The 24,363-nt window shown below is 72.1% G+C and carries 22 protein-coding genes, 1 tRNA gene and 1 pseudogene; 13 read left to right on the plus strand and 11 right to left on the minus strand.

Annotated elements, in window-relative coordinates:
* The 7 genes and pseudogenes from PKC53_RS14525 to ccsA form a co-directional block, all read right to left on the minus strand.
* Positions 1–209, minus strand: a pseudogene (locus tag PKC53_RS14525) (ribonucleotide-diphosphate reductase subunit beta); the annotation flags it as partial.
* A 426-nt stretch (positions 210–635) separates the two neighbouring features.
* A complete protein-coding gene (locus tag PKC53_RS14530; protein ID WP_324429826.1) occupies positions 636–3,539 on the minus strand; it encodes a ribonucleoside-diphosphate reductase subunit alpha in 2,904 nt (967 codons plus the stop codon).
* A 381-nt stretch (positions 3,540–3,920) separates the two neighbouring features.
* Positions 3,921–4,538: a 1,6-anhydro-N-acetylmuramyl-L-alanine amidase AmpD gene (gene ampD / locus PKC53_RS14535; protein WP_324429828.1), complete on the minus strand. Its 618-nt coding sequence runs from the start codon at positions 4,536–4,538 to the stop codon at positions 3,921–3,923.
* Positions 4,510–5,979, minus strand: coding sequence for a sigma-54 dependent transcriptional regulator (locus PKC53_RS14540; RefSeq protein ID WP_324429829.1), 1,470 nt, complete (start codon positions 5,977–5,979; stop codon positions 4,510–4,512). Before PKC53_RS14540 ends, ampD begins: the two co-directional genes overlap by 29 nt.
* Positions 5,976–7,922: a PAS domain-containing sensor histidine kinase gene (locus PKC53_RS14545; protein ID WP_324429832.1), complete on the minus strand. Its 1,947-nt coding sequence runs from the start codon at positions 7,920–7,922 to the stop codon at positions 5,976–5,978. Before PKC53_RS14545 ends, PKC53_RS14540 begins: the two co-directional genes overlap by 4 nt.
* The gene (locus PKC53_RS14550) at positions 7,915–8,151 is read right to left on the minus strand and encodes a PP0621 family protein (RefSeq protein WP_324429834.1); all 237 of its coding nucleotides are present in this window, start codon (positions 8,149–8,151) and stop codon (positions 7,915–7,917) included. The genes PKC53_RS14545 and PKC53_RS14550 overlap by 8 nt, the downstream gene beginning before the upstream one ends.
* 4 nt (positions 8,152–8,155) lie before the next feature.
* Positions 8,156–8,986 (minus strand): cytochrome c biogenesis protein CcsA, encoded by an 831-nt coding sequence (ccsA, locus tag PKC53_RS14555; RefSeq protein ID WP_324429835.1) that lies wholly within the window; start codon positions 8,984–8,986, stop codon positions 8,156–8,158.
* Positions 8,987–9,053: 67 nt separating this feature from the next.
* On the opposite strand from ccsA, the gene ffh reads away from it, so the two are divergent.
* Positions 9,054–10,457, plus strand: a complete 1,404-nt coding sequence (gene ffh / locus PKC53_RS14560) for a signal recognition particle protein (protein WP_324429837.1) — start codon at positions 9,054–9,056, stop codon at positions 10,455–10,457.
* 36 nt (positions 10,458–10,493) lie between these two features.
* Here the strand turns inward: ffh and ftsY are convergent, their stop codons facing one another.
* Positions 10,494–11,615 carry a signal recognition particle-docking protein FtsY gene (gene ftsY, locus PKC53_RS14565; RefSeq protein ID WP_324429839.1) on the minus strand — a complete coding sequence of 374 codons (1,122 nt, stop codon included), beginning with the start codon at positions 11,613–11,615 and terminating at the stop codon, positions 10,494–10,496.
* Between the two features lie 59 nt (positions 11,616–11,674).
* On the opposite strand from ftsY, the gene PKC53_RS14570 reads away from it, so the two are divergent.
* From PKC53_RS14570 to miaB, 5 genes are all read left to right on the plus strand, one after another.
* Positions 11,675–11,751: transfer RNA gene (locus PKC53_RS14570), tRNA-Met, on the plus strand.
* A 70-nt stretch (positions 11,752–11,821) separates the two neighbouring features.
* Positions 11,822–12,253, plus strand: a complete 432-nt coding sequence (locus PKC53_RS14575) for an archease (RefSeq protein ID WP_324429841.1) — start codon at positions 11,822–11,824, stop codon at positions 12,251–12,253.
* A gap of 10 nt (positions 12,254–12,263) precedes the next feature.
* Complete coding sequence (locus PKC53_RS14580) at positions 12,264–13,694, plus strand: RtcB family protein (protein WP_324429843.1); 1,431 nt, start codon at positions 12,264–12,266, stop codon at positions 13,692–13,694.
* Positions 13,695–13,953: 259 nt separating this feature from the next.
* On the plus strand, positions 13,954–14,340 hold the full coding sequence (locus PKC53_RS14585; protein ID WP_324429845.1) for a hypothetical protein: 387 nt from the start codon (positions 13,954–13,956) through the stop codon (positions 14,338–14,340).
* Positions 14,337–15,710: a tRNA (N6-isopentenyl adenosine(37)-C2)-methylthiotransferase MiaB gene (gene miaB / locus PKC53_RS14590; RefSeq protein WP_324429847.1), complete on the plus strand. Its 1,374-nt coding sequence runs from the start codon at positions 14,337–14,339 to the stop codon at positions 15,708–15,710. Before PKC53_RS14585 ends, miaB begins: the two co-directional genes overlap by 4 nt.
* A gap of 18 nt (positions 15,711–15,728) precedes the next feature.
* Here the strand turns inward: miaB and PKC53_RS14595 are convergent, their stop codons facing one another.
* Positions 15,729–16,007 carry a hypothetical protein gene (locus PKC53_RS14595; protein ID WP_324429849.1) on the minus strand — a complete coding sequence of 93 codons (279 nt, stop codon included), beginning with the start codon at positions 16,005–16,007 and terminating at the stop codon, positions 15,729–15,731.
* Positions 16,008–16,148: 141 nt separating this feature from the next.
* Between PKC53_RS14595 and hemA the strand changes: the two genes are divergently transcribed.
* From hemA to PKC53_RS14625, 6 genes are all read left to right on the plus strand, one after another.
* Entirely contained in the window at positions 16,149–17,447 is a 1,299-nt protein-coding gene (gene hemA / locus PKC53_RS14600; RefSeq protein ID WP_324429852.1) for a glutamyl-tRNA reductase, read from the plus strand.
* A gap of 63 nt (positions 17,448–17,510) precedes the next feature.
* Complete coding sequence (prfA, locus tag PKC53_RS14605) at positions 17,511–18,611, plus strand: peptide chain release factor 1 (protein WP_324429854.1); 1,101 nt, start codon at positions 17,511–17,513, stop codon at positions 18,609–18,611.
* 82 nt (positions 18,612–18,693) lie between these two features.
* Positions 18,694–19,587 carry a peptide chain release factor N(5)-glutamine methyltransferase gene (prmC, locus tag PKC53_RS14610; RefSeq protein WP_324429856.1) on the plus strand — a complete coding sequence of 298 codons (894 nt, stop codon included), beginning with the start codon at positions 18,694–18,696 and terminating at the stop codon, positions 19,585–19,587.
* A 103-nt stretch (positions 19,588–19,690) separates the two neighbouring features.
* Positions 19,691–20,302, plus strand: coding sequence for a hypothetical protein (locus tag PKC53_RS14615; RefSeq protein ID WP_324429858.1), 612 nt, complete (start codon positions 19,691–19,693; stop codon positions 20,300–20,302).
* Positions 20,303–20,412: 110 nt separating this feature from the next.
* Positions 20,413–20,730: a Grx4 family monothiol glutaredoxin gene (gene grxD / locus PKC53_RS14620; RefSeq protein ID WP_324429860.1), complete on the plus strand. Its 318-nt coding sequence runs from the start codon at positions 20,413–20,415 to the stop codon at positions 20,728–20,730.
* Positions 20,730–21,299: a UbiX family flavin prenyltransferase gene (locus PKC53_RS14625; RefSeq protein ID WP_324429862.1), complete on the plus strand. Its 570-nt coding sequence runs from the start codon at positions 20,730–20,732 to the stop codon at positions 21,297–21,299. The genes grxD and PKC53_RS14625 overlap by 1 nt, the downstream gene beginning before the upstream one ends.
* Before the next feature lie 16 nt (positions 21,300–21,315).
* Here the strand turns inward: PKC53_RS14625 and PKC53_RS14630 are convergent, their stop codons facing one another.
* Positions 21,316–21,915, minus strand: coding sequence for a lytic transglycosylase domain-containing protein (locus PKC53_RS14630; RefSeq protein ID WP_324429864.1), 600 nt, complete (start codon positions 21,913–21,915; stop codon positions 21,316–21,318).
* Complete coding sequence (locus PKC53_RS14635) at positions 21,912–23,657, minus strand: proline--tRNA ligase (RefSeq protein ID WP_324429865.1); 1,746 nt, start codon at positions 23,655–23,657, stop codon at positions 21,912–21,914. The genes PKC53_RS14630 and PKC53_RS14635 overlap by 4 nt, the downstream gene beginning before the upstream one ends.
* Positions 23,658–23,782: 125 nt before the next feature.
* On the opposite strand from PKC53_RS14635, the gene PKC53_RS14640 reads away from it, so the two are divergent.
* Positions 23,783–24,361, plus strand: coding sequence for an RNA pyrophosphohydrolase (locus PKC53_RS14640; protein ID WP_324429882.1), 579 nt, complete (start codon positions 23,783–23,785; stop codon positions 24,359–24,361).
* Positions 24,362–24,363 lie beyond the last annotated feature (2 nt).

Raw genomic sequence — 24,363 nt, forward strand, 5'->3', positions numbered from 1 at the left:
AGGTACTTCTCCCAGGCCCACTTGTACTTGAACGGCACCAGCTGGTTGACGTCGGTCTGGCCGTTGATGATGCGCTTGTCGGCCACGTTGACCCGGCGCTGGCTCGGCGCGGAGGCGGGCTGCACCGGCGACATCGACGGTGGCGCGCGTCGCGCGGGCACGGCCTCGGCCAGCGACAGCGAAGGCGACGAGAGGGGCGACGGGGTCATGGTCCGCGCGTCGCGAGGCCGGCTCGGCGCAGCGGGGTTCGCAGGTGTCGTGGAGGGGCGAACGTCGTCTTCCCAGACCAGCATGTGTGTGTACGTCCTGTTCGTTGAAATTATCCGAGTGTTGCGTCGAAACACCAAGCACTTGTTGACATCGAGGCGCGCGCGTTGTTGCGACCTCGCATCGAAGCGGCGACGTTCGCGCACGCCGCTGCATCGATGCATCGTCACGCGCTCACGTGCCCGATCTCACTGGCAGGCCTCGCAGCCGGGGTTGTGGCTGCGACTCGCGTCGCTGCGCGACACGAGCCTTCGCCGCAACCCGCTGCAACCGTCTGCTCACTGACACGCCTCGCAGTCGGGGTTGTGGCTGCGACTCGCGTCGCTGCGCGACACGAGCCTTCGCCGCAACCCGCTGCAACCGTCTGCTCACTGACACGCCTCGCAGTCGGGGTTGTCGATCGCGCAGAACTTGACGTCGCTCGCCGGCTCGGCCGCGGACGGCGTGCCGCCGCCGGCCTGCGGCACGGCGTTGAGCTGGCGCGTGTTCACGGTGCTCATCTCGACGTGCGTCGCGCTCGTCGTGCGCAGGTAGTACGTCGTCTTCAGGCCGCGCAGCCACGCGAGCTTGTAGGTCTCGTCGAGCTTCTTGCCCGACGCGCCGGCCATGTAGATGTTCAGGCTCTGCGCCTGGTCGATCCACTTCTGCCGGCGCGCCGCCGCCTCGACGAGCCAGGCCGGCTCGATCTCGAAAGCGGTCGCGTACAGCTGCTTCAGCTCACCGGGCACGCGGTCGATGGCGCGCAGCGACCCCTTGTAGTGCTTCAGATCCATCAGCATCACGTCGTCCCACAGGCCCAGCCGCTTGAGGTCGCGCACCAGGTACTCGTTGACCACCGTGAACTCGCCCGACAGGTTCGACTTGACCGACAGGTTGCCGAAACTCGGCTCGATCGACGCGTCGACGCCGATGATGTTGCTGATCGTCGCCGTCGGCGCGATCGCCACGCAGTTGCTGTTGCGCATGCCGTGCTGCGCGATGCGTGCGCGCAGCGCGTCCCAGTCGAGCGTCGCCGAGGTGTCGACTTCGACGTAAGACGGGGCGGGGGCCCCGTCTCTCAACGGGGCCGTGCCGCGCTCCTGCGCCAGAAGCTTCAGCGTGTCCAGCGGCAGGATGCCGCGGTCCCACAGGCTGCCGCGGTAGCTCGAGTAGCGCCCGCGCTCCTCGGCCAGCTCGGTGCTGGCCCAGTACGCGTGGTAGCACACCGCCTCCATTGAGCGGTCGGCGAACTCGACCGCCTCGGCGCTGGCGTACGGCACGCGCAGCTGGTACAGGCTGTCCTGGAAGCCCATGATGCCCAAGCCCACCGGGCGGTGGCGCAGGTTGCTGTCGCGTGCCTTCTTGACCGCGTAGTAGTTGATGTCGATGACGTTGTCGAGCATGCGCATCGCCGTGGCCACCGTCTTCTTCAGCTTGGCGTGGTCGATGGCCTTCGAGCCGTCCGGCGCCGCCTTCAGGTGCTGCGCCAGGTTCACCGACCCCAGGTTGCACACCGCGATCTCGCTGTCGCTGGTGTTCAGCGTGATCTCGGTGCACAGGTTCGAGCTGTGCACGACGCCGACGTGCTGCTGCGGAGAGCGGACATTGCAGGCGTCCTTGAACGTGATCCACGGGTGCCCGGTCTCGAACAGCATCGACAGCATCTTGCGCCACAGGTCCTTGGCCGGCATGCGCTTGTAGAGCCTGATCTCGCCGCGGTCGACCTTGGCCTCGTACGCGGTGTAGGCGGCCTCGAAGTCGGCGCCGAACCTGTCGTGCAGGTCGGGACAGGTGCTGGGGCTGAACAGCGTCCAGTCGCCCCCCTCGATCACCCGCTTCATGAACAGGTCGGGGATCCAGTTGGCGGTGTTCATGTCGTGCGTGCGCCGCCGGTCGTCGCCGGTGTTCTTGCGCAGCTCGAGGAACTCCTCGATGTCGAGGTGCCAGCTCTCCAGGTACGCGCACACCGCCCCCTTGCGCTTGCCGCCCTGGTTGACCGCCACCGCGGTGTCGTTGACCACCTTCAGGAACGGCACCACGCCCTGGCTCTTGCCGTTGGTGCCCTTGATGTAGCTGCCCAAAGCGCGCACGCGCGTCCAGTCGTTGCCCAGGCCGCCGGCGAACTTGGACAGCAGCGCGTTCTCCTTCAGCGCCTCGTAGATGCCGTCGAGGTCGTCGGCCACCGTGGTCAGGTAGCAGCTCGACAGCTGGCTGCGCCGCGTGCCGCTGTTGAACAGCGTCGGCGTGCTGCTCATGAAGTCGAAGGTCGACAGCACGTCGTAGAACTCGATCGCGCGCGCCTCGCGGTCGATCTCGTTGAGCGCCAGGCCCATGGCCACACGCATGAAGAACGCCTGCGGCAGCTCGATGCGCTGCTCGTCGACGTGCAGGAAGTAGCGGTCGTACAGCGTCTGCAGGCCGAGGTAGTCGAACTGCAGGTCGCGCTCGGGCTTCAGCGCGGCCCCCAGCCGGGCGAGGTCGAACTGCAGCAGCTTGTCGTCGAGCAGCTCGGCGGCCACGCCCTTCTTCACGCATTGCGGGAAGACCTCGGGGTAGCGCTCGGCCATCTGCGCCTGCGTCGTCTCCTCGCCGAGAATCTCCTGGCGGATCGTGTGCAGCAGCAGCCGTGCGGTGGCGCGCGTGTAGCCCGGCTCGCGCTCGATCAGCGTGCGCGCGGCGAGGATCGCCGCCTTGTGCACCTCGGCCAGCGGCACGCCGTCGTAGAGGTTGCGGCGCGTCTCGGCGAGGATCGGCTCGGCCCTGACCTCGTCGCCCAGCCCCTCGCAGGCCGAGGCGATCAGCGCCTGCAGCTTCGCCTCGTCGAGCGGCAAGCGCTGGCCGCGCACGTCGGTGACGTGCAACGCCGGCGCCGCGGGCGCGGCGGTCTGCGCCTGCTTCGCGCGCTCCTGCGCGCGGCGCTCGCGGTACAGCACGTAGGCACGTGCCACCTCGTGGTGGCCGCCTCGCATCAGGCCGAGCTCGACCTGGTCCTGCACGTCCTCGATGTGGAACGTGCCGCCGCCGGGGCGCGAGCGCAGCAGCCCGCGCACCACCGTCTCGGTCAGCTCGTCGACGGTCTCGCGCACGCTCGCCGACGCCGCGCCCTGCGTGCCGTGCACCGCCAGGAAGGCCTTCATCAGCGCCACCGCGATCTTGTTCGGCTCGAAGGCGACCACCGCGCCGTTGCGGCGGATGATCTGGTAGCCGTGATAAGCGCTGACCGGCGCGACGGACGACGGCTGCGCGGCGGCGACGAAGGTGGTGCTGACGGGGCTGGCGGCGATGTTGTGCATGGAGCTCCTCTCTCGGGTCGTCGGTGTGCCTCGCCCCCCCGGGCCTCGGCGCGAGGCGCCACAGCGCGCGGCCGCTCGGCGGTCCGCGCACCGGCGGTTGTGGACAAGGATGTGGAAACGCGCTGGAGTGATCGTGGACAACGAACACTACATCTAGGGGTTGCCGGGATCTTACAGCACTAGATATGGTGTGCCGCGATGCGGGAATGCCCGGGTGGCGCGAGGCCGCCGAATCCCTCCCGACTCGCGCCGGCCATCGCTGCGGCGCCGGCACCGGCGATGGCCGATCGCACGACCCTCGAGTGACCGCCGGGCCTGCGGTGCTGCCGGCGCGTCCCGCCCGAGCCGGAGGCGCCGAGCGCGTGCGAGGTGGCGCTTCCTTCAGCCCAGCGCCGGCAGCGCCAGCGCGGCAGCGGCGGTGGGCGTCGCGAGCCGGCGCTGCAGCAACGCCCAGTCGAAGCCGGGGCCGGGGTCGGCCTTGCGACCCGGTGCGACGTGCTCGTGCCCGACCACCTCGCGCACCGGGTAACGCCGGCACAGTGCGCGCAACAGCGTGGCCAGCGAGCGGTACTGCGCGCGCTCGAAGCGCTCGGCCTCGAGCCCTTCGAGCTCGACGCCGATCGACCAGTCGTTGCAGCCGTCGCGCCCGCGCCACTGCGACGCGCCAGCGTGCCAGGCGCGCTCGTCGCACGAGACGAACTGCACGCGCTCGCCGTCGCGGCGGATCAGGAAGTGCGCCGACACCCTCAGCCCGCGCAGCCGCTCGTAGTAGGGATGCGCGTCGGCGTCGAGCCGGTTCGTGAAGAGTCGCTCGATGTCGTCGCCGCCGTACACGCCGGGCGGCAGACTGATCGAGTGGATCACCACCAGGTCGATCGACGTGCCCGGGGGCCGCGGGCCGAAGTTCGGCGACGCGCAGCGCCGCGCGCCGCGCCACCACCCCTGCGACCAACCGCGTGCGCGGCGGGACTCAGCCGGGATCGCGCCGTTCACCGCCATGGTCCCCGGGGTCGACGCCGAGGCGCGCCATGCGGTAGCGCATCTGGCGCAACGTCAGCCCGAGGCTGGCGCCGGCGGCGGTGCGGTTGTAGCGGTGGCGCTCGAGAGCGCGCTCGAGGATCTCGCGCTCGACCGCGTCGAGGTGCGCGACGAGGTCGCGCGGTAGCGGCGCGGTGCCGTCGGGCGGTGGCGCGGCCGCGACCTCGACGGCGTCCTGCATCCCGGGCTCGGCGTCGGCCAGCGCGACCTCGGGCAGGCCGAGGTCCGCGGCGTCGATGACGTCGCCGCCCGACAGCGCGACCGCGCGGTGCAGCAGGTTCTCGAGTTCACGCACGTTGCCGGGGAAGGGATAGCGCGCCAGCAGCGATAGCGCCGCCGCGCTCAGCGTCGGCGGCGGGCTGACGCCGGCGTCGGCGGCGAGCCGCGCGAGCACGGCCTCGCACAGCTCCGGCAGGTCGGCGATGCGCTCGCGCAGCGGCGGCACGCAGATCTGGATCACGTTGAGCCGGTAGTACAGGTCCTGGCGGAAGCGCCCGGCCTGCACCTCGGCCGCGAGGTCCTTGTGCGTGGCGCTGACGATGCGCACGTTCACCGGCGTCTCGCCGGTGGCGCCGACCGGGCGCACCGAGCGCTCCTGGATCGCGCGCAGCAGCTTGCTCTGCATCGCCAGCGGCAGGTCGCCGATCTCGTCGAGGAACAGCGTGCCGCCGTGCGCGGCCTGGAAGAAGCCCTCGCGGTCCTCGGTGGCACCGGTGAACGCGCCCTTGCGGTAGCCGAAGAACTCGGCCTCGAGCAGTGCCTCCGGGATCGCGCTGCAGTTGACGGCGACGAAGGCCTGCGCGCCGCGCGGGCTGACGTCGTGGATCGCGCGCGCCACCAGTTCCTTGCCGGTCCCCGACTCGCCCTGCACCAGCACCGGCGCCATGCTGCGCGCGACCTTCTCGACCAGCGAGCGCACCTGCTGCATCACCGGCGTGCGACCGACCAGCTTGCGCAGCGCGCTCGCCGGCGCAGACGGCGGCGCAGACGGTGGCGGTCGCGCCGCGGCGGTCACCGCCGCGGGCGCAAGACCGAGCGCCGAGGCGACGACGGCGCGGAACTGGCGCAGGTCGACCGGCTTGGTCAGGTAGTCGTAGGCGCCGGCCTTCAGCGCCTCGACCGCGTTCTCTGCCGAGCCGTAGGCGGTGATCACCACCGCCTTCTCGGCGCGTGCGTTCGACTCGAGCCAGTGCAGCACGTCGAGCCCGCTGCCGTCGGGCAGGCGCATGTCGGTGATCACGGCGCTGTAGCGCTGCCCGCGCAGCCGCTCGAGCGCCTCGGCGACGTTGTCGGCGGTCTCGACGGCGTAGCCCTCGCGCACCAGCGTCAGTTCGTACAGCGTGCGCAGGTCGGGCTCGTCGTCGACGACGAGCAGACCGTGGCCGGCCGCGGTCGCATTCATGCCGACGGCGCGTGGGTGGCGCGCATCGTCATCACGAACTCGTTGCGGTGGCGCTGGCCCGGCGGGCGCTGGCGATAGTCGATGCTCGCTCCATATCGTTCGCACAACTCGCGGCAAATATACAGGCCGAGTCCGCTGCCGCGGCTGCGCGTCGAGAAGAACGGCTCGAACAGATGCGGCTCGACGTCGGCGGGGATCGGCGCACCGTCGCTGGCCACGCTCAGCCGCACCACCTGCGGCACCGGCTGCGCGAGCGTCACGACGATCGCGCCGGCGGTGTCGCTGGCGTGGCGCCGTGCGTTGTCGAGCAGGTTGACGAGCACGCGGCGCAGGTGCTCGGGGTCGAACCACACGTGCAGCGGCCCCGGTGCGAGCGTCAGCCTCAGGCGACTGGCGTCGCCCAGCGGCAGCCCTGCGGTGGTCGCCCAGTCGCGCACCACCGCGTCGACCTCGGCCGCCGCGTCGACCGCCTGCGGCGCGGCCGACGCCCCGGTTGCGACCTCGAGCACGTCGTCGACGATGCGCTTCAGGCGCTCGACGTTGTCGGCCACCATGCGCGCGAGCTGCTGCTGTGCCGGCGCCAGCGCGTCCTCGCGCAACAGCGCGTTGGCCTGCGCGATCGCTGCCAGCGGGTTGCGGATCTCGTGCGCGATGCCCGCTGACACGCGCCCCATCGCGGCGAGCTTCTCCTGCCGCGTGCGCGCGAGCACGTTGCGCACGTCCTCGATGAACAGCACGCACAGGTCCTCGTGCGCCGGCGCCGCCGCCGCGTCGACCTCGTCCTCGCCCGCCACCGGGCGGCGCCGCGTGAAGCGCACGCGCAACCGCAGCGAACGACCGTGCCCGCCGCCGAAGTCCAGCCGCAGGTCCCGCCCGGCGTCGGGCCAGTGCCCGTCGCGGAAGGCGCGCTCGACCGCCTGCACCAGCGCCGCCCAGGCCGGCACGTCGTGCAACGCGAACGGCGCCGCAGGCGCCAGCCCTTCGCCCACCAGCAGCCGGCGCGCCGACGGGTTGGCGCTGCGCACGCGTGCGCGCCGGTCGAGCACGAGCACGCCCTCGCCCATCTCGTCGATCACCAGCCGGTTCAGCTGCGCCTGCTGGCGCGCGATCTCGAGGCTGCCTCGCGCGGTCAGTTCCTCGCGCGCCAGGCGCCCCGCCACCTCGCCGGCAATCAGCGTGACGATGAACAGGCCCGTGCCGGCCAGCCCCGCGGGCGTGATTGCACTGGCCGGGTCGGCGCCGGCGAGCACGAGTCGCCAGCCGTTGGCCAGCAGCAGCAGCGTCACCGCCGCCGCGGTGCCCAGTGCCGCCATGCGGCGGGTCAGCACGCCGGCCATCAGCACCGGCAGCACCAGCAGCGCGAAGTAGTTCAGGTTGGACGACGGCTCGAACAGGTACAGCGCCGAGAACACCAGCAGGTCGACACCGATCGTCGCCAGCCACGGCACCCGGCCCAGCCGCGCGGTCCCGGACGCATCGGCGCCGTCGTGCCGCGGCGGCCACCACCAGGTCGCCACCGCGGCCAGTGCGTAGGCGCCGCTCAGCGCCAGCGGCAGCGCCGCAGTGCGCAGCCCCAGCAGGTGGCCGGCCACCAGCGCCGCCGCCAGCGCGACCCCCAACGCCGCGCGCGCGGCGAGGAAGGTGCGGTAGATGCGCTGGAACGCGGTCGCCCCCTGCGTCGCGACGCGCCGCGCCTGTCGCGACAGGAAGCGGCTATCGGCGGCCTGCGCGTCCGCCCAGCCGGCGGCGAAACGCGACTCTGCGTCGTCGGCCGCCGGCGACGCGGTGTCGACGCCGAGCGCCGCGAACCACGAGGCGTCGAAGTCCTGCAGCGGCGCGCGGCGCTCGGCGCCGCGGCGATCGCCCCGGCGACGGTCGCCGCCGCGACGGCGGTCGCCGGGGCGGCGCTGCGGTGTCGGCGCGGCGACGTCGGGTTCAGGCATCGTCGCGCGGCCCGGCGTCGCGGTGCGCGGCACAGCAGTAGGTGCGCCCGCCGAGCAGCAGCGCCTCGCTGCGCGGCAGGTGCACGCCGCAGTGCGCGCACCGCGCCATGCCCTCGGGCGCGCCCCTGGCCGCACGACGCCCGCGCGGCGGCGTGTCGCGGCGCCGCCGACCGAACATCAGCCACAGCACCAGTGCGACGACGATCAGCACCACCAGGTACTTGGCCATCGCGTCATCCCCCGCGCTGCAGCAGCACTTCGATCACGAAGCGCGAACCGACGTAGGCCAGCACCAGCAGCAGCGCGCCGGCGTACAGCCAGCGCGTCGCGCGCCGGCCGCGCCAGCCCTGCAGGTGACGCCCGGTAATCAGCCCGGCCAGCGTCGCCCAGCCGAGCAGCGAAAACACCGTCTTGTGATCCCATCGCCACAGCCCCGGCGTGCCCAGCGACGCGACCATGCCCACCAGCAGCGCCGCGCTGAGCACGGCGAAGCCGGCGTCGACGAAGCGGAAAGTCAGCCGCTCGAGACGCAGCAGCGGCAACCCCAGCGGCCCGTGGCCCGGCACGGTCTTCATGCGCAGCCGGCGCTCGGCGGCGTCGAGCATCAGCGCATGCGCCACCGCCGCGCCGAACAGCCCGTAGGAGACGATGCCCAGCAGCCAATGCAGCGGCAGCCAGGCCGAGCCCGCGGAGGGCCGCATCTCGCCGGGAAACAGCGCGGCCATCGCCACCACCACCAGCGCCGACACGGCGAGCAGGCGGCGCACCCCCGGCAGCGGCAGCAGACGGCTCTCGACCTGGTGCACGCCGACGACCATCCACACCGTGGCCGACAGCGCCGGCGCGAAGCCGAAGCGCGCACCGACACCCGGCGCGCCGACGCCGGCGATGTCCACCACCAACGCCAGCGCGTGCAGCAGCCAGCCCACCGCCAGGCCCACGTTCGGCAGCCGCGGCGCCGCGCCCTGGGGCAGCAGCGCGAGCAGGTACGCGACCATCGCCGCGACCGCCGGCGCCCACGTCCAGACGTCGTCGGAGCCGGTGGACCCGAACGATAGAATCATCAGGTCAGTGTACTTTCGCGGCCCCGCGGCACCGTTCACGCCGCGCTCCCGGCCGCCGCCCCGCCCGATGGCCTCCGCCCTCACCGACCGCCTGTCGCGCCTGGTCAAGACGATGCGCGGCCAGGCGCGCATCACCGAAAGCAACGTGCAGGACATGCTGCGCGAGGTGCGCATGGCGCTGCTCGAGGCCGACGTCGCGCTGCCGGTGGTGCGCGACTTCATCGCGCGCGTCAGGGACAAGGCGCTCGGCCAGGAGGTGGTCGGCTCGCTGAACCCCGGCCAGGCGCTGGTGGGCATCGTGCACAAGGAACTCGCGCGCACGATGGGGGAGGTCGACGCGCAGGGCGCGCTGCGCCCCGGCGCCGACCTCAACCTCGCGGCGCAGCCGCCGGCGGTGATCCTGATGGCCGGCCTGCAGGGCGCCGGCAAGACCACGACCACCGCCAAGCTCGCCAAGCACCTGATCACCAAGCGCAAGAAGAAGGTGCTCACGGTGTCGGCCGACGTCTACCGCCCCGCGGCGATCGAGCAGCTGAAGACCGTCACGCAGCAGGCCGGTGCCGAGTGGTTCCCGTCGGCGCCCGAGCAGCGGCCGCGCGACATCGCACTGGCGGCGCTGGACCACGCACGCAGGCATTACCACGACGTGCTGCTCGTCGACACCGCCGGCCGGCTGGCGATCGACGAGGCGCTGATGGCCGAGATCCGCGAGCTCCATGCGGCGCTCAACCCGGTGGAGACACTGTTCGTCGTCGACGCGATGCAGGGCCAGGACGCCGTCAACACCGCCAAGGCGTTCAAGGAAGCGCTGCCGCTGACCGGCGTGATCCTGACCAAGCTCGACGGCGACTCGCGCGGCGGCGCCGCGCTGTCGGTGCGCCAGGTTACCGGCGCGCCGATCAAGTTCGCCGGCGTGAGCGAGAAGCTCGACGGCCTCGAGGTGTTCGACGCGGAGCGCCACGCCGGGCGCGTGCTGGGCATGGGCGACATCGTCGCGCTGGTCGAACAGGTGCAGCAGGGCGTCGACCTGAAGGCCGCCGAGAAGCTGGCCGCGAAGGTCAAGTCGGGCGACGGCTTCGACCTCGACGACTTCCTGCTGCAGCTGCAGCAGATGAAGAACATGGGCGGCCTGTCGGGCATGATCGACAAGCTGCCGACGCAGCTCACCGCCAAGGCCGGCGCCGTCGACATGGACCGCGCCGAGCGCGAGGTGCGACGCATGGAGGGCATCATCCACTCGATGACCCCGCTCGAGCGACGCAAGCCCGAGCTGATCAAGGCCAGCCGCAAGCGCCGCATCGCCACCGGCGCCGGCGTGCACGTGCAGGAAGTCAACCGCCTGCTCAACCAGTTCGGGCAGATGCAGGGGATGATGAAGAAGATGAAGGGCGGCGGGCTCGCGAAGATGCTCAAGCGCATGGGCGGCATGAAGGGCCCCGGCGGCCTGCTGCCGCCGGGCTTCGGCCGCTGACCACGGCTTGCGCGCCGGGCCGCCCAGTGGCGGCCTCTAATCCAGCAGCGCCTGTGCGAACTCGCGCGCGTCGAAGGTCTGCAGGTCCTCGAGCTTCTCGCCGACGCCGATGAAGTACACCGGCAACGGCCGGTGCGCCGCGTCGCGCTGCGCGCGCTCGCGCGACCACAGCGCGATCGCCGCCAGCACGCCGCCCTTGGCGGTGCCGTCGAGCTTGGTCACGACCAGTCCGGTGAGTTGCAGCGCGTCGTCGAACGCCTTGACCTGCGCCAGCGCGTTCTGCCCGGTGTTGCCGTCGACGATCAGCAGCACCTCGTGCGGTGCACCGGCCTGCGCCTTGCCGATCGTGCGCCGGATCTTCTTGAGCTCCTCCATCAGGTGCAGCTGCGTCGGCAGACGCCCGGCGGTGTCGGCGATGACCACGTCGCAGCCGCGCGAGCGGCCGGCGACGACCGCGTCGTACGTCACCGCCGCCGGATCGCCCCCGGCCTGCGCGACGATCTCGACGCGGTTGCGGTCGGCCCACACGGCGAGCTGCTCGCGCGCCGCGGCGCGAAACGTGTCGGCGGCCGCCAGCAGCACCTTCTGCTCGGCGTCGGCGAGGTGCCGCGTGAGCTTGCCGATGCTCGTCGTCTTGCCGGCACCGTTGACGCCGACGACCATGATCACCGTCGGCGTCGCGTCGGCGCCCTCGCCACCGATGACCAGCGGCCTCTGCAGCGGCGCGAGCAACTCGGAGACCGCATCGACGAGCAGCGCCTTGACCTGCTGCGGGTCGGTGGCCTTGGCGTCCTTCACGCGACGCCTGAGGTCGGCGAGCAGGTACTCGGTGGCCTTGATCCCGGCGTCGGCCATCAGCAGCGCAGCCTCGAGCTCCTCATACAGCGCGTCGTCGATGCGCGTGCCGGTGAACACCTGCGTGATGCTGCTGCCGGTCTTGCGCAGGCCGGCGCGCAGGCGGTCGAGCCAGCCGGCACGCGGTGCGGACGCGGCAGGCGCGGCGGCAGGCTCGGCGGCAGGCACCGCACCGCCGGACGGCGGCGGCGCAGCGACGTCCACCGGCGCAGCCGCTGCATTCGCGGTGGCGGTCGGCACGGCCGCAGCGGCGGTCTCGGGCGCAGCCGGCGGCGGCGCCTTCTTGCGAAAGAAGCTGAACATCGAGGGATCCGGAAGGGTCGGAAGCCGGCTGCGGGGCCGCCGCTATAATGCGCCGCTCAGGCGCTTTAGCTCAGTCGGTTAGAGCGACGGAATCATAATCCGCAGGTCCGGGGTTCGAGTCCCTGAAGCGCCACCAGACCCCTGCCGAAGCCCCGCCGGTCGCCGCACCGCGGGGCTTCTTCGCTTTCGGTGGCAGCATCGCGCCCATGACCACGGCCGGCGCGCCCCGCTGGGAGCACTTCGAGCACGACGCCGACGTCGGCGTGCGCGGCCTGGGCACGACCGAGGCGCAGGCCTTCGAGCAGGCGGCGGTGGCGCTGACGGCGGTGATCACCGACCCGGCACGCGTCGCGCCGCACGAGTCGGTGCCGATCACCTGCGAAGCCGCCGACCACGAACTGCTGCTCGCGCAGTGGCTCAACGCGCTGATCTACGAGATGGCGGTGCGTCGCATGCTGTTCTCGCGCTTCGATGTGCGGCTCGACGACGGTCGCCTGCACGCGCGGGCGCACGGCGAGCCGGTCGACGTCGCGCGTCACCGCCCGGCCGTCGAGGTCAAGGGCGCCACCTACACGGCACTGCGGGTCGCGCGCACCGCCGACGGTGGCTGGCTGGCGCAGACCGTGGTCGACGTCTGAGGAACGCAGCGTGGACACCACCGACCTGATCCGCCACGGCGAGTGCGACTGGGAGGTCCCGGCGCACGGGCCGATGCGCGTGCCGGTGCGCATCTTCGCCGACGAGGCGCTCGTGCGCGCGATGGACGACAAGGTGCGCGAGCAGGCGATGAACGTCGCGACGCTGCCGGGCATCGTCGGCGCGTCCCACGTGATGCCCGATGCGCACTGGGGCTACGGCTTTCCGATCGGCGGTGTCGCCGCCTTCGACGCCGACGCCGGCGGCGTGGTCTGCGCCGGCGGGGTCGGCTTCGACGTGTCGTGCGGCGTGCGCTGCCTGCACACCGGCCTGGCGCGCGCCGACGTGACGGCGGTGCAGGCGAGGCTGGCCGATGCGCTGTACGCCGGCATCCCCGCGGGCGTCGGCAGCACCGGTGCGATCCGGCTGAACGCGCAGCAGATGGACGAGATGCTCGCCGGCGGCGCGCGGTGGGCCGTCGACCGTGGCTGGGGCTCGCCGGCCGACCTCGAGCGCGTCGAGGAGCGCGGCCACATGCTGCACGCGAAGCCCGGCGAGGTGTCCGATCGGGCCAAGCGGCGCCAGCGCGACGAGATGGGCACGCTGGGCAGCGGCAACCACTACCTCGAGGTGCAGGAGGTCACCGACGTGCACGACGAGGCGATCGCCGCGGCGTTCGGGCTGAAGCGCGGTGATGTCGTCGTGATGATCCACTGCGGCTCGCGCGGACTCGGGCACCAGATCGGCACCGAGTTCCTGCGTCGCATGGTCGAGGACGCGCCGGCACACGGCTTGGTGCTGCCCGACCGCGAACTGGCCTGCGCGCCGCTGACGTCCGGCCTCGGCCGCGCCTACCTGGGCGCGATGCGCGCCGCGATCAACTGCGCGCTGGCCAACCGCCAGATCCTGACCCACCTCGTGCGCGAGGTCTTCGCCGCCGTGCTGCCGCGGGCGCGGATGCCGGTGCTCTACGACGTTTCGCACAACACCTGCAAGCTCGAGTGCCACCGCGTCGACGGCCGCTGGCGCGAGCTGTACGTGCATCGCAAGGGCGCCACGCGCGCGTTCGGTCCGGGCCACCCCGACCTGCCGCCGGCGCTGCGTGACGCCGGCCAGCCGGTGCTGATCGGCGGCTCGATGGGCACCGCGTCGTACGTGCTCGCCGGCACCACGGCATCGGAGTCGCTCGCGTTCTCGTCGGCCTGCCACGGCGCCGGGCGCGCGATGAGCCGGCAGCAGGCGCTCAAGCGCTGGCACGGGCGTCAGGTCGTCGACGCACTGGCCGCGCGCGGCATCCTGATCCGCAGCCCGTCGTCGCGCGGCATCGCCGAGGAGGCCCCCGGCGCGTACAAGGACGTCGCCGCGGTCGTCGACGCCGCCGACCGCGCCGGACTGGCGCGCAAGGTGGCCCGCGTCGAGCCCCTGGTGTGCGTCAAGGGCTGAGCGCCGCGGCTCACGACCTGCCTGCGCAGGTCGGGACGGCGCGAAGGGGCCGAGCTGTGCGAGGCCGCGGCCTGCAAGGCTGAGCGCCGCGGCTCACGACCTGCCTGCGCAGGCCGGGACGGCGCGAAGGGGCCGAGCTGTACGAGACCGAACGCGGCATCAAGCCGCATCCGACCGCGCCGATAGAATCGGCGCTCCCCGTCGCGGCGCCGCCGTCGTGCGCCGCCGCCCTGCCCTCCACAGCCCCTGGATCTACACCATGCCCCGCTGTGTTCTGCTCGCGGCCGCGATCGCGCTGGCCTCCGCGCTGCCGGCCGCCGCCCAGGTCAAGCGCGACTTCCCGGCCACCGCGCTGCGCGGCGAGGTCGAGTTCGTGCAGCCGCCCGACCTGCGGCTCAACGGCCAGCCCGCGCGGCTCGCGCCCGGCGCGCGCATCCGCGGCGAGAACAACATGCTGCAGACGCCCGGCTCGCTGGCCGGGCAGAAGCGCAGCGTGCACTACACGATCGAGGCCACCACCGGGATGCTGATGGACGTGTGGCTTCTGCGCGCCGACGAACTCGCCAACAAGCCGTGGCCGACCTCGGTGCAGCAGGCACGTGCGTGGCAGTTCGACCGCGCTGGCCAGAAGTGGGTCAAGCCATGAGCGCCGTCGGCAGCGGCGCCAAGAAGGTGTACATCCGCACCTTCGGCTGCCAGATGAACGAGTACGACTCGGACAAGATGGCCGACGTGCTGCGCGCCGCCGAGGGCTACGAGCCGACCACCGACCCCGAGCAGGCCGACCTGATCCTCTTCAACACCTGCTCGGTGCGCGAAAAGGCGCAGGAGAAGGTGTTCAGCGACCTCGGCCGCGTCAAGCACCTGAAGCGCAAGGGTGTGCTGATCGGCGTCGGCGGCTGCGTCGCCAGCCAGGAAGGCGCGGCGATCGTGCAGCGTGCGCCGTACGTCGACCTGGTGTTCGGCCCGCAGACCCTGCACCGCCTGCCGCAGATGATCGACGCGAGGCAGCGCCAGCAGCGTGCGCAGGTCGACATCAGCTTCCCCGAGATCGAGAAGTTCGATCACCTGCCGCCGGCGCGCGTCGAGGGCGCCAGCGCCTTCGTCTCGATCATGGAAGGTTGCAGTAAGTACTGCTCGTACTGCGTCGTGCCCTACACGCGCGGCGAGGAGGTCAGCCGCCCGTTCGACGACGTGCTCACCGAGGTCGCCGGGCTGGCCGACCAGGGCGTCAAGGAAGTCACGCTGCTGGGGCAGAACGTCAACGCGTATCGCGGCGCGATGGGCGGCACGGCGGAAATCGCCGACTTCGCGCTGCTGCTGGAGTACGTGGCCGAGATCCCCGGCATCGAGCGCATCCGCTACACCACCAGCCACCCGAACGAGTTCACGCAGCGGCTGATCGACGTCTACGCCCGGCTGCCGCAGCTGGTGAGCCACCTGCACCTGCCGGTGCAGCACGGCAGCGACCGCATCCTGATGGCGATGAAGCGCGGCTACACCACGCTCGAATACAAGAGCACGGTGCGCCGGCTGCGCGCGGTGCGCCCGCAGCTCAGCCTGAGCAGCGACTTCATCGTCGGCTTCCCCGGCGAGACCGACGACGACTTCGACCGCCTGATGCGACTCGTCGACGAGGTCGGCTACGACGCCAGCTTCAGCTTCGTGTTCAGCCCGCGCCCCGGCACGCCGGCGTCCAGCCTGGCCGACGACACGCCGCACGAGGTCAAGCTGCGGCGGCTGCAGCGGCTGCAGGCCGCGCTCGAGGCGAACGTGCGCCGCATCAGCGACAGCCGGGTCGGCACGGTGCAGCGCATCCTCGTCGAGGGCCCGTCGAAGAAGGACCCCGCCGAGCTGATGGGGCGCACTGAGTGCAACCGCATCGTCAACTTCGACGCCGGCCCGCTGGCGCGCCGGCTGGTCGGCCGCATGGTCGACGTGGCGATCACGCAGTCGCTGCCGCACTCGCTGCGCGGCGAGGTGGTCGTGCACGACGAGCGGCCGCAGGCCGGCTGAGCCGCAGGACCGCGACGGTCAGGGTCGGCGCACGAAGCCGGCCCACCACAGCGCCAGCGCGCAGGCCAGCACCATCAACGCGTAGGTGGCCATGCGTCCGTCGCGGCCGAACGCGACGAGCCCGCCGACCAGCACCAGCGCGCCGGCCGAACAGGCCCAGACCGCCAGTCGCCGCGCGCCGGCGGCGGCCAGTTCACGCCGCCACAGCAGCTTGGCCGCCACGGTGCTGACCCCGCCGACGAACAGCGCCGGCGCGAAGAAGTTCAGCAGGTGCCACAAGCTGTCGATCGGGCCCATCGGAAGGCGAATGCAGGGTCGGGCGCGGCGCGCCGGGTGACCGGGAAAGTTGACATCGGTCAAGCCCGACGGAGGTCGGCGTCGGGCACCATCGGGCCGGTCCTCGAGCGGACTCGAAGCATCGAATCTTACAATTCACACATGAGCGTCATCGCGCTGGGCCTGAACCACACGACCGCGCCGCTGGACCTGCGCGGCCGGCTGGCGTTCGCCCCCGACCAGCTGCCGCCGGCGCTGCGCGGCCTGCGCGAACGCCTGCAGCGTGCGACGCCCGAGGCCGCGCTGGTGTCGACGTGCAACCGCACCGAGCTGTACGTGGCCGCGCGCCCCGACGCGGTGCGCGACTTGGTGCCCCCGGCACTCGACTGGCTGGCCGAGCGCGGCGGGGTCAGCGCCGCGCACCTGCAGTCGCACAGCTACGTGATGGAGGACCGCGCCGCGGCACGGCACGCGTTCCGCGTCGCCGCAGGGCTGGACTCGATGGTGCTCGGCGAGCCGCAGATCCTCGGCCAGATGAAGCAGGCGCTGCGCGGCGCCGACGAGGCCGGCACGCTGGGCACCACGCTGCACCAGCTGTTCCAGCGTTCGTTCTCGGTGGCCAAGGAGGTGCGCACCTCCACCGAGATCGGTGCACACTCGATCAGCATGGCCGCCGCCGCGGTGCGGCTGGCGTCGCAGCTGTTCGAGGACCTGCACAGCGTGAAGGTGCTGTTCGTCGGCGCCGGCGAGATGATCGAGCTCGTGGCCACGCACTTCGCGGCGCGCGAACCGAAGCTGATGGCGCTGGCCAACCGCACGCTCGAGCGCGGCGAGAAGCTGGCCAGCCGTTTCGGCGCGCAGGCGTTGCGCCTGGCCGACCTGCCCGAGCGGCTGCACGAGTTCGACGCCGTCGTTTCGTGCACGGCGAGCACGCTGCCGATCATCGGGCTGGGCGCCGTCGAGCGCGCGCTGAAGGCACGCCGCCACCGCCCGATGTTCATGGTCGACCTGGCGGTGCCGCGCGACATCGAGCCCGAGGTCGCGCGCCTGTCCGACGTCTACCTGTACACGGTCGACGACCTGTCGTCGATCGTCGCCACCGCAGGCGAGAAGCGCCAGGCCGCGGTCGAGCAGGCCGAGGCCATCATCGACGCCGGGGTGCAGAGCTTCGCGCACTGGCTCGACCAGCGCGCCAGCGTGCCGCTGATCCAGGCCATCAACCGTCAGGCCGACGACTGGCGCGAACTCGAGATCGCGCGTGCGCGCCGGCTGCTGGCGCGCGGCGAGAGCGTCGACGCGGTGCTCGACGCGCTGTCGCGCGGCATCACGCACAAGCTGCTGCACGGCGCGTACGCCGAACTGCACGGGGCCGACGTCGAGCAGCGCGCGCAGGTGGCCGACACGGTGTCGCGGCTGTTCCTGCGCCACCACAGCCGCCACCCCGACGACGCCGGCCGCTAGCGGCCCGACCCACCTGTCGCGCGGCCGCCGGGCCGTGCGCCGCCCCGGCACGCCCGACCACCGATGACCCCGCACCTGCGCCAGCAGTTCGACCGACTCGCGATGCGGCTGGCCGAACTCGACGCGAGCCTCGCCGACCCCGCGGTGACCACCGACGTGGCGCGGCTGCGCGCCCTCGGCCGCGAGCAGGCCGAGGCCGCCGACGTGGTGGCGCGCTACCGTGCCTACGGGCAGCGCGAGCGCGACCTCGCCGGCGCACGCGAACTGCTCGCGCAGTCCGCCGGCGATCCGGAGATGGTGGCGCTGGCGCGCGACGAGGTCGCGCAGGCCGAGGCCGACCTCGAGCGCCTGCTCGCCGAACTGCAGGCCGCACTGCTGCCGAAGGACCCCGACGACGCGCGCAACGCCTTCGTCGAGATCCGCGCCGGCACCGGCGGCGACGAGTCGGCGCTGTTTGCCGGCGACCTCGCACGCATGTACGTGCGCTTCTGTGAGCGCCGCGGCTGGCGCACCGAAGTGATGAGCGACAGCCCGTCCGAACTCGGCGGTCACAAGGAACTGGTGCTGCGCGTCGAAGGTGACGGCGCCTACGGGGCGCTGCGCTTCGAGTCGGGTGGACACCGGGTGCAGCGCGTGCCGGCCACCGAGAGCCAGGGCCGCATCCACACCAGCGCCTGCACGGTGGCCGTGCTGCCCGAACCCGACGCCGCCGAGGAGGTGCGCATCGACCCGTCCGAGCTGCGCATCGACACGTTCCGCGCCAGCGGCGCCGGTGGTCAGCACGTCAACAAGACCGACAGCGCCATCCGCATCACGCACCTGCCCACCGGCATCGTCGCCGAGTGCCAGGACGATCGCAGCCAGCACCGCAACAAGGCCAAGGCGATGGCGGTGCTCGCCGCGCGGCTGCGCGACCGCGAGCGCGCCGAGCGCGAAGCCAAGGAGGCCGCCACGCGCAAGAGCCTGGTCGGCAGCGGCGACCGCAGCGACCGCATCCGCACCTACAACTTCCCGCAGGGACGGCTGACCGACCACCGGATCAACCTGACGCTGTACCGACTCGGCGCGGTGATGGACGGCGACCTCGACGACGTGGTCGCCGCGCTGCGGGCCGCGCGTGCAGCCGAGCAGCTGGCCGCGCTCGAGGCGGGCGTGCGCGGCTGAGGCGGCCGGTGCGTCGCCGACCGGGCCCGCCGGGCCGCATCCAGCCGCGCGTCCCGCAGCGGGCAGTGCACGAGGCCGCCCGATGAACGAGTCTTGGCTCACTGTCGCCGACGCACTGCGCGAGGCGCGCGACCTCGGCGTCGACCGGCTCGACGCGCAGCTGCTGGTCGCGCACCACCTGCGGCGCCCGCGCACCTGGGTGCTGGCGCACGACGACGCGGCGATCGGCGCGCCGGCGGTCGCCGCGCTGCGCGCCGACCTGCAGCGCCGCGCCGACGGCACGCCGCTGGCCTACCTCACCGGCGAGCGCGAGTTCCACGGCCTGATGCTGCGCGTCACGCCGGCGGTGCTCGACCCCCGGCCCGACACCGAGACGCTGGTCGACTGGGCGCTCGAACTGCTGGCCGGCGAGCTCGCCGCGCTGCCAGCGCCGCAGGTGGTCGACCTCGGCACCGGCAGCGGCGCGATCGCGCTGGCCGTCGCGCACCGCTGCCGGCGTGCGGTGGTGCGCGCGGTCGACCTCAGCGACGACGCGCTCGCCGTCGCCCGTGCCAATGGGGAACGGCTGGCGCTGCCGGTGCAGTGGTTGGCGGGAGACTGGTGGCGGGCCCTGCCGCCGCCGCCCGTGCACCTGGCGCTGTCGAACCCGCCCTACATCGCCGCCGACGACGCGCACCTCGACGCGCTGCGTCACGAGCCGCGCCACGCGCTGACGCCGGGCGGCGACGGGATGGGCGCGATCGCCGCGATCGTGGCCGGAGCGGGTTCGCACCTCGAGCCGGGCGGCTGGCTGCTGATCGAACACGGGTTCGACCAGGGCGAGGCGGTGCGCCGGCTGCTGGACGCCGCCGGCTTCGACGCGGTCGCGACCCGGCGCGACCTGGCCGGACACGAGCGCTGCAGCGGCGGGCGCCGCGCCGGCGTGCCAGTCGGCGGGCGCGACAGTGCGAATTCCGCACCTGCCGGCGGGCCGTGACCGCGGGGGTGTGCACGTGCCGGCCGCAGGCGTACATTGGCAGCGCGGGAATCCGAAGACCCTGTGGATGTGCCGCCTGCCCGCGGCGGTCGAGGAGTCGACGATGAAGCCACGCACGATGCCGGTGTCGCGGTTGGCGTGTTCGCTCTGGGCGTTGCTGGCCGGCACGGCGGTGGCGCAGGACGGCCTGCGGGCGCCCGAGGAGACCCCCTGGCCGCGCTGGCAGGCGCGTGTCGGCCTGCTGGGCGAGCCGCTGCGGCCCGGTACCCCCGCGTCGTCCGACGGCGCCACCCGGTCGCATGGTGCCCAGGTGTTCGGCGACTACTACGTGTTCGACCTGGCATCGACCCCGTTCGGCCTGGCCGGCGGCTTGCGTGCGACCAGCGGGCTGACCGTCGGCGCACGCGGGCTGGCCACCGGCATGCCGCCGCTGGCCGGTGGCCAGGGCCTGGCCTGGCGCACCGCGCGCCTGCCGACCCAGCCGCACCTCGACGCCGACACCGCCTCGCTGCCCTACGTCGGGCTGGGCTTCACCGGGCTGTCGCGCCGCGGCGGCTGGGGTGTCAGCGCCGACATCGGGCTGGCGGGCTACGCCACGAGCGGCGACGGCCTGCGGCTGAACGCCGCGCGTGCCGAGGCCTCGACGGTCGACGAAGTGCTGCGCGACCTGCGCCTGACGCCGGTGCTGCAACTGGGCGTGTCGTACTCGTTCTGATCGGACGGCGACCGCTCCGGCGCGGCGTCATGGGCTTGACCGAGGTGCGCGGCAGTCACCCCGCTTCGCGTATACAGTCTGGGACGTGTCCGAACTGTGAAGCAACAACCATGAGCGACGTCCAGCAGCGCATCGACGAGATCGTCAAGTCCCACCGCGTGGTGCTCTTCATGAAAGGCACGGCGCAGTTCCCGATGTGCGGCTTCTCGGGCCGCGCGGTGCAGATCCTCAACGCCTGCGGGGTCGACGACCTCGCCACCGTCAACGTGCTCGATGACGAGTCGATCCGCCAGGGCATCAAGGAGTACGCCAACTGGCCGACGATCCCGCAGCTGTACGTCAACGGCGAGTTCGTCGGCGGCTCGGACATCATGATGGAGATGTACCAGAGCGGCGAGTTGCAGCAGGTGCTGGGCAAGGCCGCCTGATGTCGGGCGCGGCGCGGCTGGTCGTCGGCCTGACCGGCGCCAGCGGCGCCGTCTACGGCGTGCGCCTGGTCGAGCGCGCGCGGCGGCTGGGCGTGCAGACGCACCTGGTCGCGACGCCGGCCGGGGTGCTCAACGCGCATCACGAGCTGGGGCTGGACCGCAAGTCGCTCGAGGCGCTGGCCGACCAGGCGCACAGCCCCGCCGACGTCGGCGCGTGCATCGCCAGCGGGTCGTTCGCCACCGCGGCGATGATCGTCGCGCCCTGCTCGATGAAGACCCTGGCGGCGATCGCGCACGGCCTGGGCGACAACCTGCTCACGCGTGCCGCCGACGTCACGCTCAAGGAGCGGCGCCGGCTGGTGCTGCTGGTACGCGAGACGCCGTTCAACCTGGCGCACCTGCGCAACATGACCGCGGTGACCGAGATGGGCGGCATCGTGTTCCCGCCGCTGCCGGCCTTCTACCACCGCCCGCGCAGCATCGACGAGTTGGTCGACGAGACCGTCGAGCGCGTCCTCTCGCTGGTCGGCGTCGCCGCCGCGGCGCCGCGCGAGTGGCGCGGGCTGTAGCCGCGCGCGCCGTCACTCAGGCCGGCGGCAGCCAGCGCTGGCGTGCGGCGAACACCGCGTTCGGGTACTCGGCGCGCCCGCGACTGCCGTTGTAGCGGCCCAGTGCCATGAACAGGTCGCCGCGCTCGCGGTCGAGGTAGTGGCGCAGGATCACGCAGCCGAAGCGCAGGTTGGTCTGCAGGTGGAACAGGCGCGAGACATCGCCGTCGCCGATCAGTCGCGCCCAGAACGGCATCACCTGCATGTAGCCGCGCGCACCGACGCGGCTGATCGCGTACTTGCGAAATCCGCTCTCGACCTGGATCAGCCCGAGCACCAGCGAGGTCTCGAGACCGGCGCGGCGACTCTCGTACCACAACGTCTCGAGAAAGTCGATGCGCGCGTGGCGATCGGTCTTGCGGCGCCTGAGCCGCTCGCTCATCTCGCCGAGCCAGCGCAGGTAGGCCAGACGCTGTTCGATGCCGTCGAAGCTCGGGCGCGGCGGCGCCGACTCGCCGACGGCCGCCGACAGCGCCGAACGCACCGCGTCGGCCAGCGGCTCCTCGACCTGGCCACCCGCGCGCGGCGCACCCAGCGGCACGGCCAGCGCGGCTGCCACCAGCGCGCGGCGCCTCACGCCCGCAGCCGGCCCTTCACGAAGGCCGCGATCCCGCCGACGGCGACGCGCGTGGGCTGCGCGTCGCGGCGCCCCTGATACTCGAATTGCCCTTCCTTCAGCCCGCGGTCCGAGACGACGACCCGATGCGGAACGCCGATCAGTTCCCAGTCGGCGAACATCGCCCCCGGGCGCTCCCCGCGGTCGTCGAGCATCACGTCGACGCCGATGGCGGCGAGCTCGTCGTGCAGCCGCTCGGCGGCGGCGCGCACGTCGGTGCTGCGGTCGAGGCCGATCGGGCAGATCACCACCGTGAACGGCGCGATCGCGTCGGGCCAGACGATGCCGCGGTCGTCGTGCCCCTGCTCGATGGCCGCAGCGACGATGCGCGTGATGCCGATGCCGTAGCAGCCCATCTGCATCAGCTGCGGCTTGCCGGCCTCGTCGAGGTAGGTCGCGCCCATCGCCGCGCTGTACTTGGTGCCGAGGTAGAACACGTGGCCGACCTCGATGCCGCGCTGGATCGCCAGCGTGCCCTTGCCGTCGGGCGATGGGTCGCCCTCGACGACGTTGCGCAGGTCGGCCACCAGGTCGGGCTCGGGCAGGTCGCGTCCCCAGTTGACGCCGGTGTAGTGGAAGTCGGCTTCGTTGGCGCCGCACACGAAGTCCGACATGTTCGCCACCGTGCGGTCGGCGATCACCTTGACCGGCCTGATGGTGCCGATCGGACCGAGGTAGCCGGGCTCTGTGCCGAAGTGGTCGACGATCTCTGCGACGGTCGCGAAGCGGAAGCCGCCCTTGAGTGCCTCGACCTTGCCGGCCTTCACCTCGTTGAGCTGGTGGTCGCCGCGCACCAGCAGCAGCCAGATCGTCGTCGCGACGACGTCGCCGGCGTCGTCGCGCTGGTCGGTGGCGAGCACCAGCGACTTGACGGTGCGCGACAGCGGCAGCCCGAGCAGGTCGGCGACGTCCTCGCAGGTGCTGCGGTCGGGCGTGGGCGTCTTCGCCAGCATCTCGCCGGGCGCGGCGCGCTGCGCGATCAGCGGCAGCGCCTCGGCGAGTTCGATGTTGGCCGCGTAGTCGCTGCCGGGGCAGTACACCAGTGCGTCCTCGCCGGTGTCGGCGATGACCTGGAACTCGTGCGACAGGTCGCCACCGATCGCGCCGGTGTCGGCGGCCACGGCACGGTACGTCAGACCGATGCGGTCGAAGATCGCGCAGTAGGCCTTGTACATCGCGTCATAGCTCTTCGCGGCGGCGGCGGCGTCGCGGTCGAACGAGTACGCGTCCTTCATCGTGAACTCGCGCCCGCGCATCACGCCGAAGCGCGGCCGGCGCTCGTCGCGGAACTTGGTCTGGATGTGATAGAAGTTCTTGGGCAGTTGCTTGTAGCTGCGCAACTCCTGCCGCGCGATGTCGGTGATGACCTCCTCGCTGGTCGGCTGCACGACGAAGTCGCGGCCGTGGCGGTCCTTCAGGCGCAGCAACTCGGGGCCCATCTTGTCGAAGCGCCCGGTCTCCTGCCACAGCTCGGCGGGCTGCACCACCGGCATCAGCAGCTCGATCGCGCCGGCGCGGTTCATCTCCTCGCGCACGACCGCCTCGATCTTGCGGATCACGCGCAGGCCCATCGGCATGTAGTTGTAGATGCCGGCGCCGAGGCGCTTGATCAGGCCGGCGCGCATCATCAGTTTGTGACTGACGACCTCGGCGTCGGCCGGCGCCTCCTTGAGCGTGGCGATGAAGAACTGGCTGGCTTTCATGGGTGGGGCGTGGGCCGGCAGCGTGCGGCCTCGAAGGCAGCGACACCCATGCGGGTTAGCGAGGAATCGCAGGCTGCACCGGGCCGGTGCAATAATGATTTCAATTCAGAAATTGGGGTTTGATTATGCTCGACCGGGAAGGCTTCAGGCCCAACGTCGGCATCATCCTGCTCAACTCGCGCAACCAGGTGTTCTGGGGCAAGCGACTGCGCACCCATTCGTGGCAGTTCCCACAGGGCGGCATCAAGCACGGCGAGACTCCCGAGCAGGCGATGTACCGCGAGCTGCACGAGGAAGTGGGCTTGCGACCCGAACACGTGAAGATCATCGCGCGCACGCGCGACTGGCTGCGTTACGAGGTGCCCGAGCACTACATCCGCCGCGAGGCCCGGGGCCACTACCGCGGCCAGAAGCAGATCTGGTTCCTGCTGCGGCTCGTCGGGCGCGACAGCGACATGAACCTGCGTGCCACCGATCACCCGGAGTTCGACGCCTGGCGCTGGAACGACTACTGGGTGCCGCTTGACGTGGTTATCGAATTCAAACGCGACGTCTACCAGATGGCGCTGACCGAACTCGCGCGCTACCTGCCGCGGCCGAACCTGCACAACCGCTACCTGCGCTCGGGGATGCGCGCACAGCGCCAGGGCGGCGACGAGAGCCTGCGCCCCGCGGCCGCGCCGCCTCCGGCCGGCGGCGGCTGAGA

The organism is Azohydromonas sp., from assembly GCF_035325925.1.
Classification (GTDB): Bacteria; Pseudomonadota; Gammaproteobacteria; order Burkholderiales; family Burkholderiaceae_C; genus Calidifontimicrobium.